The following is a 15,117-nucleotide window of genomic DNA, read 5'->3' on the forward strand; positions in this document are numbered from 1 at the left end:
ATGTCTCAAACCCTTTCATTCCACTGGCCTGAAAGCAAAATTCCCTGTAGACTCTCAATCAGATCCCGAAAACGGGACGTTAACGAGGCAGATAGTGGCGGTATCTCATGACTGAGATGGTGTATGGCGCGGTCCAGGACCAGCGCGGTGAACCGATTCTTCCAAAGTGGTGGCGGACGACTGACCGCTGGACGATGTCCTGCGTGCTGATCCTGTTCGTCATCGGGCTGTTGCTGGGGCTGGCCTCGTCGCCGCCTCTGGCCGGGCGCAACGGGTTTGATCCGTTCTATTACGTCGAACGTCAGGCGCTGTTTGGCGGTATGGCGCTGGTTGCGATGCTGCTGACTTCGATGATGTCGCCGACGCTGGTGCGGCGGCTGGCGGTTCTGGGCTTTCTGGCCTCATTCGTGGCGCTGGCCTTCCTGCCCGTCTTCGGCACCGATTTCGGCAAGGGCGCGGTGCGCTGGTATGCGCTGGGCTTCGCCTCGATGCAGCCTTCGGAGTTTCTCAAACCCGGTTTTGTCGTGGTGGCCGCCTGGTTGCTGGCCGCCTCGCAGGAAATCAACGGCCCGCCGGGGCGGCTGTGGTCCTTTGCGCTGTGCATGGCGATCGTGGCGATGCTGGTGATGCAGCCCGATTTCGGTCAGGCCTGCCTGATCCTGTTCGGCTGGGGCGTGATGTATTTCGTCGCCGGAGCACCGATGCTGCTGCTGCTTGGCATGGCCGGGGCGGTGGTACTGGGCGGCATGTTCGCCTATTCCAATTCCGAACACTTTGCCCGCCGCATTGACGGGTTCCTGAACCAAGAAGTCGATCCGACCACCCAGCTGGGCTATGCCACCAACGCCATCCGCGAAGGCGGCCTGTTCGGTGTCGGCGTGGGCGAGGGGCAGGTGAAATGGTCGCTGCCCGATGCCCATACCGATTTCATCATCGCCGTCGCGGCCGAAGAATACGGCCTGATTCTGGTGCTGATCATCATCGCGCTTTATTCGCTGATCGTCGTGCGCTCGCTGCTGCGGCTGATGCGCGAACGCGACATGTTCATCCGTCTGGCCGGGACCGGTCTGGCCTGCATGTTCGGTGTTCAGGCGATGATCAACATGGGCGTCGCGGTGCGCCTGCTGCCCGCCAAGGGCATGACACTGCCGTTCGTCAGCTATGGCGGCTCGTCCCTGATCGCGGGCGGCATTGCGGTCGGCATGTTGCTGGCCTTCACCCGAACCCGCCCACAAGGCGAGCTTGGCGACATTCTGCGCGGACGAGGCTGATGGGCACACCTTACCTTCTGATCGCGGCGGGCGGCACCGGGGGGCACATGTTCCCGGCGCAGGCACTGGCCGAGGCGATGTTGAAAAAGGGCTGGCGCGTGCGCCTGTCCACCGACCCGCGCGGCGCGCGCTATACCGGCGCATTCCCCGAGGGCGTCGAGATTGTCGAGGCCTCCTCGGCCACTTTTGCCCGCGGCGGTCTGGCCGCCAAGGCGCTGGTCGGTCCGAAGATCGCCGCAGGCGTGACGGGCATGGCAGCCCAGATGCTGCGCGACAGGCCGGACGTGGTGGTCGGCTTCGGCGGCTATCCGTCGATCCCGGCGCTGGGGGCGGCGACGCTGCTGAAAATCCCGCGTATGATCCACGAACAGAACGGCGTGTTGGGCCGCGTGAATCAGGTCTTTGCAACCCGCGTGGCGCAGGTGGCCTGCGGTGTCTGGCCCACCGACCTGCCCGACGGGGCGCAGGGTATCCACACCGGCAACCCGGTCCGTGCCGCCGTGCTGGAGCGCGCCGCCGCGCCCTATATCCCGCCGGGCGATTACCCGATGTCGGTGCTGGTCATGGGCGGCTCTCAGGGCGCGCGCATCCTCAGCGATGTGGTGCCCGACGCGATTGCGGCGCTGCCCGAATATCTGCGCGGCTTTGTCCGTGTTTCACATCAGGCCCGCGCGGAGGATCAGGCTCGGGTGGCCGCGTTCTATGCCGAACACGGTATCCTTGCCGATGTGCAGCCCTTCTTCGAAGACGTCCCCCGGCGGATGTCCGAAGCGCAACTGGTCATCTCGCGCTCGGGCGCGTCCAGCGTTGCCGATATCTCGATCATCGGGCGGCCCTCGATCCTGATCCCGCTTGCCACGGCCGCAGGCGATCACCAGACCGCCAACGCGCGCGGACTGGTGCAGGCGGGCGGGGCGATACTGATCCCTGAAAATGCGCTTGACGTTGCCGCGCTGACGCAGCAAATGACCACGGTTCTGACCAACCCCGAAGCCGCACAGAAAATGGCCCATGCCGCGCTGTCGACCGGCGCACCCGACGCAACCGATCGTCTGGTGGCCCAGGTTGAACATCTGGCGCAGAAGGAGACCGCATGACCCCAGCAACCAAACTGCCGCAGGACGTAGGGCCGATCCACTTCGTGGGCATCGGCGGGATCGGGATGTCGGGCATCGCCGAGGTGCTTCTGAACCTTGGCTACCGGGTACAGGGGTCGGACCTAAAAACCTCGAAGATCACGGACCGGCTGGCCGTGCTGGGGGCCGAGATTTTCGAAGGCCAGCGCGCCGAAAACCTTGAAAACGCCGCCGTCGTCGTGGTCTCGACCGCGATCAAGCCGGGCAACCCGGAACTGGATCAGGCGCGCGCGCAGGGTCTGCCCGTGGTGCGCCGCGCCGATATGCTGGCCGAGCTGATGCGCCTGAAATCCAACATCGCCATCGCCGGAACCCACGGCAAGACCACCACGACCACAATGATGGCCGAGCTGATGGTCGCGGGCGATTTCGATCCCACCGTGATCAATGGCGGCATCATCCACGCCTATGGCTCGAATGCGCGTATGGGGCAGGGCGAATGGATGGTGGTCGAAGCGGATGAGAGCGATGGTTCCTTCAACCGCCTGCCCGCAACCATCGCCATCGTCACCAATATCGACCCCGAGCATATGGAGCATTGGGGCGATTTCGACCTGCTGCGTGCGGGTTTTCATGAATTCGTCTCGAACCTGCCGTTCTATGGCCTCGCCGTCTGCTGCACCGATCATGCCGAGGTTCAGGCGCTGGTCGGTCGTGTCACCGACCGCCGCGTACGCACCTACGGCTTCAACGCGCAGGCCGATGTGCGGGCCGAGAATCTGACCTATAAGGGCGGCGTCGCCCATTTCGACATACACCTGCAATATGAAGACAAGGTGATTGAGGGCTGCACCCTGCCGATGCCCGGCGACCACAACGTCTCGAACGCTTTGTCTGCTGTGGCCGTGGCCCGTCATCTGGGCATGAAGGCCAGTGAAATTCGCGAGGCTTTAGCCAATTTCGGCGGCGTCAACCGCCGCTTCACCAAGGTCGGAGAGGTCGATGGCGTCACCATCATCGACGATTATGGCCACCACCCGGTGGAGATTGCCGCCGTCCTCAAGGCCGCCCGTCAGGCCACCGAGGGCCGCGTCATCGCCGTCCACCAACCGCACCGCTATTCGCGCCTGTCCAACCTGTTCGACGATTTCTGCACCTGCTTCAATGACGCCGATGTGGTCGCCATCGCCGAAGTGTTCGCCGCCGGAGAAGACCCGATCGAGGGTGCGTCCCGCGACGATCTGGTGCAGGGCCTGATCCGCCACGGCCACCGCCATGCACGCGCCTTGCTGGACGAAAGCGATCTTGAACGGCTTGTACGCGAACAGGCCCGCCCCGGCGACATGGTCGTCTGCCTCGGCGCCGGCACCATCAGCGCCTGGGCCAACGGGCTGCCCGACCGGCTGATCGCCAAAGCGAGCTGATCTCGTGGCGTGGTCGCTCATAACCGCTTGCGGCTGGGTCCTCGCCTCAACCATCGTGGCGATGCTTCCCATGCGCCTGCAATTCCCGCCGGGCGTGGTGCTGTTTGCCAGCGCGCCCGCTCTGATCCTGTGGCTGAGTATCGACTATGGCTGGTTCATCGGGGTGCCGGCCATTGCCGGTTTCGCCTCGATGTACCGCAACCCGATCCGCTTCTATTGGCGCAAATGGACGGGCAGAGAGGTGTCGGAATGAACTGGTCGATTGCGCTTGCCGGTCTTTGGGGGCTGACCGCCAATGTTCTGGCCATGCTGCCCAGCAAGGACAACCACTGGCGGCGCGCTTATTTCCTGATCGCCGTGGGCGTTCCCATTCTGGGCTATGTCACCTATGAAAACGGCCCGTGGGTCGGGCTGCTCGTTCTTGCCGCAGGCATGTCGGTGCTGCGCTGGCCGGTGATTTATCTGACCCGTTGGACAAAGGCCAAAATGCAGGGCATGAAGGCAACCAACAAGTAACCGACCGTCTCAAGGAGGCCCCCATGGTCGACATCGCCACATTCGCTTATCTGCCACTGATTTTCTTCGTCCTCGGCGCCGCAGCGGGCTTTGTTGCCGGGCGCTGGATCGGCACCAAGGGGTTGCTGTGGCTGATCGGGCTGGCCTCGGTCGTGGCGGTGGTGCTGATCGTGATGCTGGCCGGGATCGGCACCGGCGAAGAAGAACAGGCCTTTGGCCCCTTCGTCTGGCTGACTGGCGGTGTTCTGCCCTTCCTGTTCGCGACCATCATGGGCGGCGTCGGAGGGCGCAGCCTGGCGTCACGGGCGGACGCATGATCGAACTGCCCGAGGTTCGGGGGCGTCTGACGCAGGCCCGTCCTCTGAACGACCTCACCTGGCTGCGGGTCGGCGGCCCGGCGGACTATCTGTTCCAGCCCGCCGATACCGATGACTTGCAGGCCTTTCTACGCGACTTGCCCGCCGATGTGCCTGTCTTTCCCATGGGCGTCGGCTCGAACCTCATCGTCCGCGATGGCGGCCTGCGCGCCGTGGTGATCCGCCTGGGGCGTGGGTTCAATGGCATTTCCATCGATGGCAACACGGTGACCGCAGGCGCCGCGGCGCTGGACGCACATGTGGCGCGCAAGGCGGCGGATGCGGGCGTTGACCTGACGTTCCTGCGCACCATCCCCGGTTCCATCGGCGGCGCGGTGCGCATGAACGCAGGCTGCTATGGCAGCTACACGGCGGATGTGCTGCAAACGGCCACCGTCGTCACCCGGTCCGGTGACCTTATCGATTTGACCCCGCAAGACCTCAACTTCCGCTACCGCCAATCCGAACTGCCCGCAGGCGCGGTGCTGGTCTCGGCCACATTCCAGGGCCCCTCGGGCGATCCGGCAGAGCTGCACGCCCGCATGGAAGCGCAATTGCAAAAGCGCGACGAGACCCAGCCCACCAAGGACCGCAGCGCCGGGTCGACCTTCCGCAATCCGGCCGGGTTCTCTTCGACCGGGCGCGCCGACGATGTGCATGATCTCAAGGCATGGAAGGTGATCGACGACGCGGGCATGCGCGGTGCCACGCGCGGCGGCGCGCAGATGAGTCCCAAGCACTCGAATTTCCTGATCAATACCGGCACCGCCACCGCCGCCGACCTCGAAGGTCTGGGCGAAGAGGTGCGAAAAAAGGTTTACGAAACAAGCGGCATCACGCTAGAGTGGGAAATCATGCGGGTCGGTGATCCGCTGAAGGAATAAAGCCCCAACCGTCAGACCAAAACAGGCAATTAACGGCGACGGATCAAAGGCATAAACGCAGTACGGACCACCACATAAGGTCCGGGGACATTGAGGCGCACATTGGGTATGTCGAGCAGGACAAACCCCAAAGTGGCGGTATTGATGGGCGGCCCCTCGGCGGAACGCGAGGTGTCTCTCAGCTCTGGGCGCGAATGCGCGGCCGCCCTTGTGGGAGAAGGCTTTGAAGTGGTCGAACTGGACGCGGGTCCCGACCTTTACGCGCGCCTTTTGGACATCAAGCCGGATGTGGTTTTTAATGCCCTGCATGGCCGCTGGGGCGAAGACGGCTGCGTGCAGGGCCTGCTGGAATGGATGCGCATTCCCTATACGCATTCCGGGGTGCTGGCCTCGGCCCTTGCGATGGACAAGCAGCGCAGCAAAGAGGTCTACGCCGCCGAAGGCCTGCCTGTTGTCCCCAGCATGATCGTACCCAAACCCGAAGTGATCGCAGCCCATGTGATGGAACCCCCCTACGTGGCCAAGCCCAACAATGAAGGCTCCAGTGTCGGCATCTATATCGTGCATGAAAACGCCAACGGCCCGCCGCAACTGGACGCGGCGATGCCCGATCAGGTTATGGTCGAGAAATATGTCGCAGGCCGGGAACTGACGGTGACCGTAATGGGCGACCGCGCCCTGACGGTGACCGAGATCATGACCGATGGCGGCTGGTACGACTATGACGCCAAGTATAAACCGGGCGGCTCGTGGCACGTGCTGCCCGCCGATATTCCGCAGGACATCTTCGACCGCTGCATGGATTACGCGCTGAAAGCCCATGCCGCACTGGGCTGCCGCGGCGTGTCCCGCACCGATTTCCGCTGGGATGACAGCATGGGCGCTGATGGCCTGTTCCTGCTGGAAACCAACACCCAGCCCGGCATGACACCGACCTCTCTGGCCCCCGAGCAGGCCGCGCATATCGGCATGACATTCGGCCAGCTCTGCGCCTGGATGGTGGAGGACGCCTCATGCGACCGCTGAGAGCCACCCGGGCACCGGTGATCCACCGGACCAAGGCTCTAGCCGGGCCGGATGCGGATTTTGAAGCGGCCCCAAGGCCCGAACCCAAATCCAAACCCAAGCTGCGCCTGCGCGGGACCCGGTTCCTTAGCCGTACCCGGCTGTCCGATCCTGCGCCGTCGCGCCTCAGCTACCGCTTTCAGCGCTGGATGCTCACCCCCGGCATCCGGCGCGGGCTGAAGATCGGCCTGCCGGTTCTGGCCGTTCTCGGCCTGATCGGCGGCTTCTTTGCCTCCGAAGACCGGCGCGAGGCGGTCAATACCTATATCGCCGACATAAAGACCTCGATTCAGGAACGCCCTGAATTCATGGTCAACCTGATGGCCATCGACGGGGCAGGGACCACGCTGTCCGAAGATATCCGCGAGATCGTGCCGCTCGATTTCCCGCTCAGTTCCTGGGATCTGGATGTCGAGCAGATCCGCGACACCATCACCGGGCTCGATCCGGTGAAATCGGCCACCGTGCGCATTCGCCCAGGCGGCATCCTGCAGGTGGATGTGGTGGAGCGTCAGCCGGCCATCGTCTGGCGCACCCGCGACGGGATCGAGCTGCTGGACGAAACCGGTGCCCATGTGGACATGATCGCGGCGCGGGCCGATCACGCCACCCTGCCGCTGATCGCGGGGAAGGGGGCGGACAAACACGTCCCCGAGGCGCTGCAGATTCTGACCACCGCCCGCAGTCTGGGCGAGCGGGTCCGGGGCCTCGTCCGCGTCGGCGAACGGCGCTGGGATCTGGTGCTGGATCGCAACCAGCGCATCATGCTGCCGACCGAACGTCCGGCCCGCGCGCTGGAACGTGTGCTGGCGGTGAATGAGGTGCAGGACCTTCTGGAACGCGACGTGGCTGCGGTCGATATGCGGCTGGGCCAGCGGCCAACCATCCGAATGAACGAAACGGCCAGCGCAGACTGGTGGAACACAAAAACAGATGTGAGTAGCGGGCAGTAACGACCATGATGACCGATCTTTATCAGTCCCAACGCGCCATGCGGCAGATGCGCCGGCAGGCGATGCAACGCGGCGTCGTCGCCATTCTGGATGTGGGCAGTTCGAAAATCGCCTGCCTTGTCCTGCGCTTCGATGGCACCGGGCGGTTGTCCGAGGATAATTCGATCGGTTCCATGGCCGGTCAAACCGGGTTCCGGGTGATCGGGGCTGCGACCACCCGTTCGCGTGGGGTCCAGTTCGGCGAGGTTACCGCGATGCAGGAAACCGAACGCGCCATCCGCACCGCACTGCAGGCGGCGCAGAAGATGGCCGATATCCGCGTCGATCACGTCATCGCGTCGTTTTCGGGGGCAAACCCGCGCTCTTACGGGCTGGACGCGCAGGTCGATCTGGAAGGTCAGCTTGTCACCGAGGCCGAGGTCGGCCGTGTTCTGAACGCCTGCGACGTGCCCGACTACGGCGAAGGGCGCGAGGTGCTGCATGCCCAGCCGGTGAATTTCGCGCTCGACAACCGCTCGGGCCTGATCGATCCGCGCGGGCAGATGGGGCAGAGCCTTGCCGTCGACATGCACATGCTGACCGTCGATGCGATTGCGATCCAGAACATCGTCCGCTGCATCAAGCGCTGCGATCTGGAGCTGGCGGGGATTGCGAACTCGGCCTATGTCTCGGGCATCTCGGCGCTGGTCGAGGATGAACAGGAACTGGGCGCGGCCTGTATCGACATGGGCGGCGGCACCACCAGCGTATCGATCTTCATGAAGAAACACATGATCTATGCGGACTGCGTGCGCATGGGTGGCGATCATGTGACCAGCGATATCTCGATGGGCCTCGGCGTGCCTGCTGCGGTGGCCGAACGGATCAAGACCTTCAACGGAGGCGTCCACGCCACCGGGGCCGATGACCGCGACCTGATCGATATCGGTGGCGATACCGGTGATTGGGAACATGACCGCCGCACCGTTAGCCGCGCCGAGCTGATCGGCATCATGCGTCCGCGCGTTGAGGAAATCCTCGAAGAGGTGCGCACCCGTCTGGACGCTGCCGGGTTCGATCACTTGCCCAGCCAGCAGATCGTGCTGACCGGCGGCGGCAGCCAGATCATGGGGCTCGACGGGCTGGCCAGCCGCATTCTGGGTCAGCGCGTGCGCCTGGGTCGTCCGCTGCGCGTCCACGGTCTGCCGCAGTCGGCAACCGGGCCCGGGTTCTCCTCGGCGGTGGGTCTCAGCCTGTTCGCGGCGCATCCGCAGGACGAATGGTGGGATTTCGAAATCCCCGTTGACACCTATGCTACGCGCCCGTTCAAACGCGCCGTGCGCTGGTTCCGTGACAATTGGTAAAGCCCTGCGCCGGGCAGTTCTCGGTGCGGCGCTGTGGCCCGCTGCGGTCCCGGCTCAGACCTTGATCACACCCGAGGCATTCCTGAACGCCGTTGTCGGCAAAACCGTCACCTTCCACGAAATCCGCAGCGATATGCTGGTCGGGACCGAGGAATTCCTCAGCCCGACTCTCTCAGTCTGGCGGATGGAGGGGCGGGGCTGTGTCTATGGTCAGATCACCACGCCGAACGGCCAGATCTGCTTTCTTTATGATGATGCGCCCGATGGGCTGCCGGTTTGCTGGTGGCCCTTCCTGCATGATGACCGGCTGATGGTCCGGCTGGCCCGTTTCGTCGGCAGCGAAACGCAAGAGATCCGCAGTGTCACCGAGGACAGCCTGAACTGCCCAAGTATACCGATAGGCTGAAGAAATCGGTTGCGGCGCGGTCCGAATTCCCGCAAGATAACCTCAAGGCCCGGCAGAGGCCCAGCGGCAGGACATTGAGCAGTTTTCCGCGACCCGAACAAGTAATCCCCGGTTTTCGCACCCTCTTCAGGTGGGTGGGGTCTTTTGTTGTGTAGTGCCGCATGAGGCTCGCGTCGCAACATGTGGCGCTAACAGCGAAATGCCGCTGTTTGCTGCCTTATTTCCTCCATATTTTGTGGATTCTGGCGATTTTTCTGGTGACGTTTCCGAAATGACACAGTAAAATCATCTGTGGATAGGTCAGAAAAAACCGCATTTTGCGGCAACATAAAAACAGGCGGACAGAGCATGACTTTAAATCTTTCGATGCCCGGGCACGACGAACTGAAGCCTCGGATTACCGTATTTGGCGTTGGCGGCGCTGGGGGCAACGCTGTCGACAACATGATTGAAAAGCAGTTGGACGGCGTTGAATTTGTCGTCGCCAACACCGACGCGCAGGCGCTGCAGCAAAGCCGCTCGTCGGCGCGGGTGCAACTGGGTGTCAAGGTCACCGAAGGGCTGGGCGCGGGCGCACGCCCGACCGTGGGCGCTGCGGCGGCCGAAGAAAGCATTGAACAGATCGTCGATCATCTGGCGGGCGCGCATATGTGCTTCATCACCGCCGGTATGGGCGGCGGCACCGGCACCGGCGCGGCCCCGATTATCGCGCAAGCGGCGCGTGAGCTGGGTGTCCTGACTGTCGGCGTTGTCACCAAACCCTTCCAATTCGAAGGCGCCAAGCGCATGCGTCAGGCCGAAGACGGCGTTGATGCCCTGCAAAAGGTCGTCGACACGCTGATCATCATCCCGAACCAGAACCTGTTCCGTCTCGCCAATGAAAAGACCACGTTCACTGAGGCATTCTCGATGGCCGACGACGTTCTGTATCAGGGCGTCAAAGGCGTAACCGACCTGATGGTGCGTCCGGGCCTGATCAACCTTGATTTCGCAGACGTTCGTGCCGTGATGGATGAGATGGGCAAGGCGATGATGGGTACCGGCGAAGCAACCGGCGAAGACCGCGCCATTCAGGCGGCCGAGAAGGCCATCGCCAACCCGCTGCTGGACGAAATCAGCCTCAAGGGCGCCAAGGGTGTGCTGATCAACATCACCGGCAGCCACGACCTGACCCTGTTCGAACTGGACGAGGCCGCCAACCGCATCCGCGAGGAAGTGGACCCCGAGGCCAATATCATCGTCGGTTCGACCCTCGACACCGAGATGGAAGGCGGAATGCGCGTGTCGGTCGTTGCCACCGGTATCGATGCCAGCGAGAAAACCGACGATGTGCCGGTCGCGCGCCGCTCGATGTCGGCGCCGCTGACCCGCACGGTTTCGGCAGAAGAAACCGCCCAGGAACACGTCGCCGCGGATGAGGCCCCCGCCGCGGAAGACGATGCGAACATCGCCCCCACGCTGTTCGAATCCATCGAAGATGTCGAACTGAACGAAGGCTGGCACGAAGAACAGCCCGCCGCGCAACAGGATGACGGCCTGCCGCCACCCGCCTATCAGCCGCAGGTGGCGCAGTTCGAACCCCAGCCCGAACCGGAAGAGGTTGACGCTTCCTATGCCGCTCAGCGTGCCCAGACCCCCGGCACACCGTCGCCCGAGGCGATGCAACGGCTGCAGGCTGCAGTGCAGAAAGTACCGCAAAGCCGGATGCGTCCAACCCCCACGGCACAGCGCGAACCGGCCCCTGAACCGCAGCATTCGGCCGAGGATCGTCCGCGTTTCGGCTTCAATCGCCTGATCGATCGGATGACCGGCCATGCGGGCGATACCCCGGCCCAACCGGCGCGTCAGCAGCCCGCAATGCGGTCGACTGAAGCCACGGCACCGGCCCGGGAAGAGGCCGATCCCGAACAGGATCGCATCGAAATTCCGGCCTTCCTGCGCCGTCAGGCCAACTGATCACGGTAACAAAATCGCTAACAAGGGTCGCCATCTGGCGGCCCTTTTATTTTGAATTACAGGGCCTTGGCAGGGGCTAAGCAGGGTTTTGCCGATCTGTCACAAACATGTTTCAATCGGTTGCAAAGAGTGAGTTGAGCCTTTGAGCCCCCTTCCTTAGTTGGGGTGCAACACAGCCGACACGAGGCTGGACACCACGCGCTGAGGCTCACTTTGCAACATACGCTCAAATCTTCGGTTACGTTTACAGGCACCGGACTTCACGGCGGACAGCCTGTGACGATGGTCCTGAAGCCGGCGGCAGCCGGTCATGGCATCTGGTTCAAGCGTACCGATATCGAATTGGGCAATGCACTGATCCCGGCGATCTATGACGTGGTCGAGCGGACCCCGCTCTGCACCCGTCTGGTGAATGAAGCAGGCACGTCCGTTTCCACCGTTGAGCATATCATGGCCGCCCTGGCCGGGTGTGGTATCCACAACGCCCTGATCGAGATCGACGGCCCCGAGGTTCCGATCATGGACGGCTCGTCCGTTGAATTCGTGCAGGGCATCATGGCGAAGGGCGTGCGCCGCCAGGCCAGCCCGGTTCTGGCCTTTGAAGTACTCAAGCCGATCACTGTGTCGCGCGAAGGCGCAAGCGCTTCGATCGTTCCCGCCGACGGGCTTGAAATCGAATTCCACATCGATTTCGAAGACGACGCCATCGGCAGCCAGACCAAGGTTCTGGACATGCGCAACGGCTCTTTCGCCCGCGAATTGTGTGACAGCCGCACCTTCTGCCGCCGCACCGATGTCGAGGCGATGCGCGAAAACGGTCTGGCGCTGGGTGGCACACTGGAAAACGCCGTCGTCGTACAGGGCGACGAAGTTCTGACCCCGGGCGGCTTCCGCCACGCGGACGAAGCGGTGCGTCACAAGATGCTGGACGCGCTGGGTGATCTGTATCTGGCGGGCGGCCCGATTCTGGGACGCTTCACCGGCGAGAAGTCGGGCCATTCCATGACCAACACCCTGCTGCGCAAGCTGTTCGAGACACCCGGCGCGGTGCGTCCGATCCTGTGCACCCCGGAACAGGCGGCGCATCTGCCCGGTCAGGGCCTTGTGCGCAGCGAAATCCCTCAGGTGGCGTAAGCTGATCAACTCTGGCGACATTTGCGTCACGAGGGTGCATAAGGCGTTTTGCCCCGGAAATTTATGTGCTAGACCAAGGTCCGATCCGGGGTAAATCCGGCCAGGTAAGTTAACAAGGATGGGCGGAATGGTTGGCACCAAAGCGGCAGTCAGATTCGCAGGGGCGATTCTTCTGGCAGCAGTTTTGACCGCTTGCGGTAACGGGGGACTGTTCAGCAGCAAAGGCGCGGATCGCAACCAGAGCCTCGAAGGGTTCACCCCTGAACAGATCTATACCCGTGGCGAATACGAACTGTCGCAGAATCGCTCGGATGACGCGGCCTGGTATTTTTCCGAGGTTGAACGGCTCTATCCCTATTCCGACTGGGCCAAGCGCGCGCTGATCATGCAGGCGTTTTCGTTCCACAACGACAAGAATTATGCCGAAAGCCGCGCCGCCGCACAGCGCTATATCGATTTCTATCCGACCGATGAAGATGCGGCCTACGCCCAGTACCTGCTGGCGCTCAGCTATTATGACCAGATCGACGAAGTGGGCCGCGACCAGGGCCTGACCTTCCAGGCGCTGCAGGCGCTGCGCACCGTGATCGAGGTCTATCCCGACAGCGAATATGCCACTTCGGCGATCCTGAAATTCGATCTGGCCTTTGATCATCTGGCCGGCAAGGAGATGGAGATCGGGCGCTACTATCTGCGTCAGGATCACTTTACCGCCGCCATCAACCGTTTCCGCGTCGTGGTCGAAGATTTCCAGACCACCTCGCACACCGCCGAAGCGCTCTATCGTCTGATCGAGGCGTATCTGGCGCTGGGTCTGGTGGATGAGGCACAGTCCGCCGGTGCGATTTTGGGCTATAACTACCAATCCTCGGAATGGTACGAGGCGGGCTATACGCTGCTGACCTCGCGCGGGCTTGATCTGAAGAGCCGCGGCAACAACTGGCTCAGCACGATCTATCGCCAGACCGTCAAGGGTGAGTGGTTGTAACCGCCATGGCTGAAGGCTTGGGACGCTAAAGACCCGATGCTGCGCGCCCTCGATATCCGCGACATGCTGATCATCGACCGGCTGGACCTGACCTTCCAGCCGGGCCTGAACGCGTTGACCGGCGAAACCGGGGCGGGCAAATCCATCCTGCTGGATTCGCTGGGCTTCGTACTGGGTTGGCGCGGTCGGGCTGAACTGGTCCGTCAGGGTGCCGCTCAGGGCGAGGTTGTCGCCGAATTCGAACTGCCCGACGGCCACCCCGCCCATGACATATTGGCAGAGGCCGGTCTGCCCGGCGGCGAGGAGCTGATCCTGCGCCGCGTCAACACGGCTGAGGGGCGCAAGACCGCATGGGTCAACGACCGGCGGTGTTCCGGCGAGGTGCTGCGGACCTTGTCCGAGACCCTGATCGAATTGCACGGCCAGCATGATGACCGGGGCCTGCTGAACCCGCGCGGACACCGGGCGATGCTGGACGCCTATGCCGGTGCAGGCGATCAACTGGCCGCCGTGCGCGCCGCATGGGGCCAGATGTCCCGCGTCCGCAAGGCGCTGGCCGAAACCGAAGCCGCACTTGAGGCGATGCGCGCGGAAGAGGAGTTCCTGCGCCATGCCGTCGCCGAACTGGATCAGCTTGATCCGCAACCGGGCGAGGATGCCGATCTCGACGCCCGCCGCCGCATGATGCAGGGGGCTGAGCGCATCCGCGATGACGTGGCCCGCGCCTTTGCTCTGCTGGGCGGTGACGGGGCCGAGGGCGCGATGGCCGATGCGGTCCGCTGGCTCGAAGGCGTGTCGGACCATGCGGGCGGTCAATTGGAAGATCCCATCGCCGCGCTCGGCCGCGCCCTGATCGAACTGGGTGAGGCGCAGGACGGCGTGAATACCTGCCTGCAAGCGCTCGATTTCAACCCGGCGGAACTGGAACAGACCGAAGAGCGTCTGTTTGCCATCCGCGCGCTGGCCCGCAAACATGATGTGGCCCCGGACGATCTGGACACCTTTGCCGACACGCTGCGCGACCGACTGAACCGGCTTGATGCGGGTGACGCCGACCTCAGCGACAAGCGCGCCGCTGTCGCCGAGGCGCAGGCCGACTATGACGCCGCCGCCGCCACGCTCAGCGATGCGCGCCACAAGGCGGCCCAGGCGCTGGATAGCGCCGTCATGGCCGAACTCGCGCCGCTGAAAATGGAACGCGCCGTGTTCCGAACCGAGATCACCGCGTCCGATCCCGGCCCCGAAGGCACCGATGCTGTCGCCTTCACCGTGGCCACCAACCCCGGCGCGCCGTCTGGCCCGCTGAACAAGATCGCCTCGGGCGGTGAACTCAGCCGCTTTCTGCTGGCCCTCAAGGTCTGCCTGACCGGCGACGACAGCGCCCGCACCATGATCTTTGACGAGATCGACCGTGGCGTCGGCGGTGCCACGGCGGACGCGGTGGGTCGCCGTTTGGCGGCGCTGGCGCAGGGCGGGCAGGTGCTGGTCGTCACCCACTCACCACAGGTCGCCGCCCGTGCGGCGCATCACTGGCGGGTGCAGAAACAGGTCACGGGCGATCAGACCCTGTCCACCGTGATCCCGCTGGCCGACCCCGACCGCGTCGATGAAATCGCCCGCATGGTGGCGGGCGACACCATCACGGACGAGGCCCGCGCCGCTGCCCGTGCCCTGTTGGATGCATAACGCGCATTCTGTCAGCATCTTGTCGTGAACCGACTTTTCTCAGGCGCAAGCGTGGCTTA

The 15,117-nt window shown here is 63.6% G+C and carries 15 protein-coding genes; all 15 read left to right on the plus strand.

What is annotated here, in order from left to right; translation table 11 throughout:
* The first annotated feature begins 107 nt into the window (after positions 1 to 107).
* The 15 genes from ftsW (at position 108) to recN (ending at position 15,058) form a co-directional block, all read left to right on the plus strand.
* On the plus strand, positions 108 to 1,271 hold the full coding sequence (gene ftsW / locus ACR3E4_RS13150) for a putative lipid II flippase FtsW (RefSeq protein ID WP_480530018.1): 1,164 nt from the start codon (positions 108 to 110) through the stop codon (positions 1,269 to 1,271).
* Positions 1,271 to 2,368 (plus strand): UDP-N-acetylglucosamine--N-acetylmuramyl-(pentapeptide) pyrophosphoryl-undecaprenol N-acetylglucosamine transferase, encoded by a 1,098-nt coding sequence (locus tag ACR3E4_RS13155; protein ID WP_480530016.1) that lies wholly within the window; start codon positions 1,271 to 1,273, stop codon positions 2,366 to 2,368. Before ftsW ends, ACR3E4_RS13155 begins: the two co-directional genes overlap by 1 nt.
* On the plus strand, positions 2,365 to 3,771 hold the full coding sequence (murC, locus tag ACR3E4_RS13160; protein ID WP_480530014.1) for a UDP-N-acetylmuramate--L-alanine ligase: 1,407 nt from the start codon (positions 2,365 to 2,367) through the stop codon (positions 3,769 to 3,771). Before ACR3E4_RS13155 ends, murC begins: the two co-directional genes overlap by 4 nt.
* Positions 3,772 to 3,775: 4 nt before the next feature.
* A complete protein-coding gene (locus ACR3E4_RS13165; protein WP_480530012.1) occupies positions 3,776 to 4,024 on the plus strand; it encodes a DUF2484 family protein in 249 nt (82 codons plus the stop codon).
* Positions 4,021 to 4,287: a DUF2484 family protein gene (locus tag ACR3E4_RS13170; RefSeq protein ID WP_480530010.1), complete on the plus strand. Its 267-nt coding sequence runs from the start codon at positions 4,021 to 4,023 to the stop codon at positions 4,285 to 4,287. The genes ACR3E4_RS13165 and ACR3E4_RS13170 overlap by 4 nt, the downstream gene beginning before the upstream one ends.
* Positions 4,288 to 4,310: 23 nt before the next feature.
* On the plus strand, positions 4,311 to 4,604 hold the full coding sequence (locus tag ACR3E4_RS13175) for a hypothetical protein (protein ID WP_480530008.1): 294 nt from the start codon (positions 4,311 to 4,313) through the stop codon (positions 4,602 to 4,604).
* The gene (murB, locus tag ACR3E4_RS13180; RefSeq protein ID WP_480530006.1) at positions 4,601 to 5,527 is read left to right on the plus strand and encodes a UDP-N-acetylmuramate dehydrogenase; all 927 of its coding nucleotides are present in this window, start codon (positions 4,601 to 4,603) and stop codon (positions 5,525 to 5,527) included. Before ACR3E4_RS13175 ends, murB begins: the two co-directional genes overlap by 4 nt.
* Before the next feature lie 108 nt (positions 5,528 to 5,635).
* On the plus strand, positions 5,636 to 6,553 hold the full coding sequence (locus ACR3E4_RS13185; RefSeq protein WP_480530004.1) for a D-alanine--D-alanine ligase: 918 nt from the start codon (positions 5,636 to 5,638) through the stop codon (positions 6,551 to 6,553).
* Positions 6,541 to 7,545 (plus strand): cell division protein FtsQ/DivIB, encoded by a 1,005-nt coding sequence (locus ACR3E4_RS13190; protein ID WP_480530002.1) that lies wholly within the window; start codon positions 6,541 to 6,543, stop codon positions 7,543 to 7,545. Before ACR3E4_RS13185 ends, ACR3E4_RS13190 begins: the two co-directional genes overlap by 13 nt.
* Positions 7,546 to 7,553: 8 nt before the next feature.
* Positions 7,554 to 8,888 carry a cell division protein FtsA gene (gene ftsA / locus ACR3E4_RS13195; protein WP_480530587.1) on the plus strand — a complete coding sequence of 445 codons (1,335 nt, stop codon included), beginning with the start codon at positions 7,554 to 7,556 and terminating at the stop codon, positions 8,886 to 8,888.
* A complete protein-coding gene (locus ACR3E4_RS13200) occupies positions 8,875 to 9,294 on the plus strand; it encodes a hypothetical protein (protein WP_480530000.1) in 420 nt (139 codons plus the stop codon). Before ftsA ends, ACR3E4_RS13200 begins: the two co-directional genes overlap by 14 nt.
* Before the next feature lie 348 nt (positions 9,295 to 9,642).
* Entirely contained in the window at positions 9,643 to 11,250 is a 1,608-nt protein-coding gene (ftsZ, locus tag ACR3E4_RS13205) for a cell division protein FtsZ (RefSeq protein WP_480529998.1), read from the plus strand.
* Positions 11,251 to 11,463: 213 nt separating this feature from the next.
* Positions 11,464 to 12,384 carry a UDP-3-O-acyl-N-acetylglucosamine deacetylase gene (lpxC, locus tag ACR3E4_RS13210; protein WP_480529996.1) on the plus strand — a complete coding sequence of 307 codons (921 nt, stop codon included), beginning with the start codon at positions 11,464 to 11,466 and terminating at the stop codon, positions 12,382 to 12,384.
* 127 nt (positions 12,385 to 12,511) lie between these two features.
* Entirely contained in the window at positions 12,512 to 13,372 is an 861-nt protein-coding gene (locus tag ACR3E4_RS13215) for an outer membrane protein assembly factor BamD (RefSeq protein WP_480529994.1), read from the plus strand.
* Positions 13,373 to 13,408: 36 nt separating this feature from the next.
* Positions 13,409 to 15,058 carry a DNA repair protein RecN gene (gene recN / locus ACR3E4_RS13220; protein ID WP_480529992.1) on the plus strand — a complete coding sequence of 550 codons (1,650 nt, stop codon included), beginning with the start codon at positions 13,409 to 13,411 and terminating at the stop codon, positions 15,056 to 15,058.
* Positions 15,059 to 15,117: the final 59 nt, after the last annotated feature.

This window comes from Ruegeria sp. AP11, from assembly GCF_056535865.1.

What these genes read in the sequence shown, in the direction of transcription:
- ftsW (WP_480530018.1), top strand. Translation starts at nt 108, where the DNA reads ATGACTGAGATGGTGTATGGCGCGGTCCAGGACCAGCGCGGTGAACCG.
- ACR3E4_RS13155 (WP_480530016.1), top strand. Translation starts at nt 1,271, where the DNA reads ATGGGCACACCTTACCTTCTGATCGCGGCGGGCGGCACCGGGGGGCAC.
- murC (WP_480530014.1), top strand. Translation starts at nt 2,365, where the DNA reads ATGACCCCAGCAACCAAACTGCCGCAGGACGTAGGGCCGATCCACTTC.
- ACR3E4_RS13170 (WP_480530010.1), top strand. Translation starts at nt 4,021, where the DNA reads ATGAACTGGTCGATTGCGCTTGCCGGTCTTTGGGGGCTGACCGCCAAT.
- ACR3E4_RS13175 (WP_480530008.1), top strand. Translation starts at nt 4,311, where the DNA reads ATGGTCGACATCGCCACATTCGCTTATCTGCCACTGATTTTCTTCGTC.
- murB (WP_480530006.1), top strand. Translation starts at nt 4,601, where the DNA reads ATGATCGAACTGCCCGAGGTTCGGGGGCGTCTGACGCAGGCCCGTCCT.
- ACR3E4_RS13185 (WP_480530004.1), top strand. Translation starts at nt 5,636, where the DNA reads ATGTCGAGCAGGACAAACCCCAAAGTGGCGGTATTGATGGGCGGCCCC.
- ACR3E4_RS13190 (WP_480530002.1), top strand. Translation starts at nt 6,541, where the DNA reads ATGCGACCGCTGAGAGCCACCCGGGCACCGGTGATCCACCGGACCAAG.
- ftsA (WP_480530587.1), top strand. Translation starts at nt 7,554, where the DNA reads ATGACCGATCTTTATCAGTCCCAACGCGCCATGCGGCAGATGCGCCGG.
- ftsZ (WP_480529998.1), top strand. Translation starts at nt 9,643, where the DNA reads ATGACTTTAAATCTTTCGATGCCCGGGCACGACGAACTGAAGCCTCGG.
- ACR3E4_RS13215 (WP_480529994.1), top strand. Translation starts at nt 12,512, where the DNA reads ATGGTTGGCACCAAAGCGGCAGTCAGATTCGCAGGGGCGATTCTTCTG.
- recN (WP_480529992.1), top strand. Translation starts at nt 13,409, where the DNA reads ATGCTGCGCGCCCTCGATATCCGCGACATGCTGATCATCGACCGGCTG.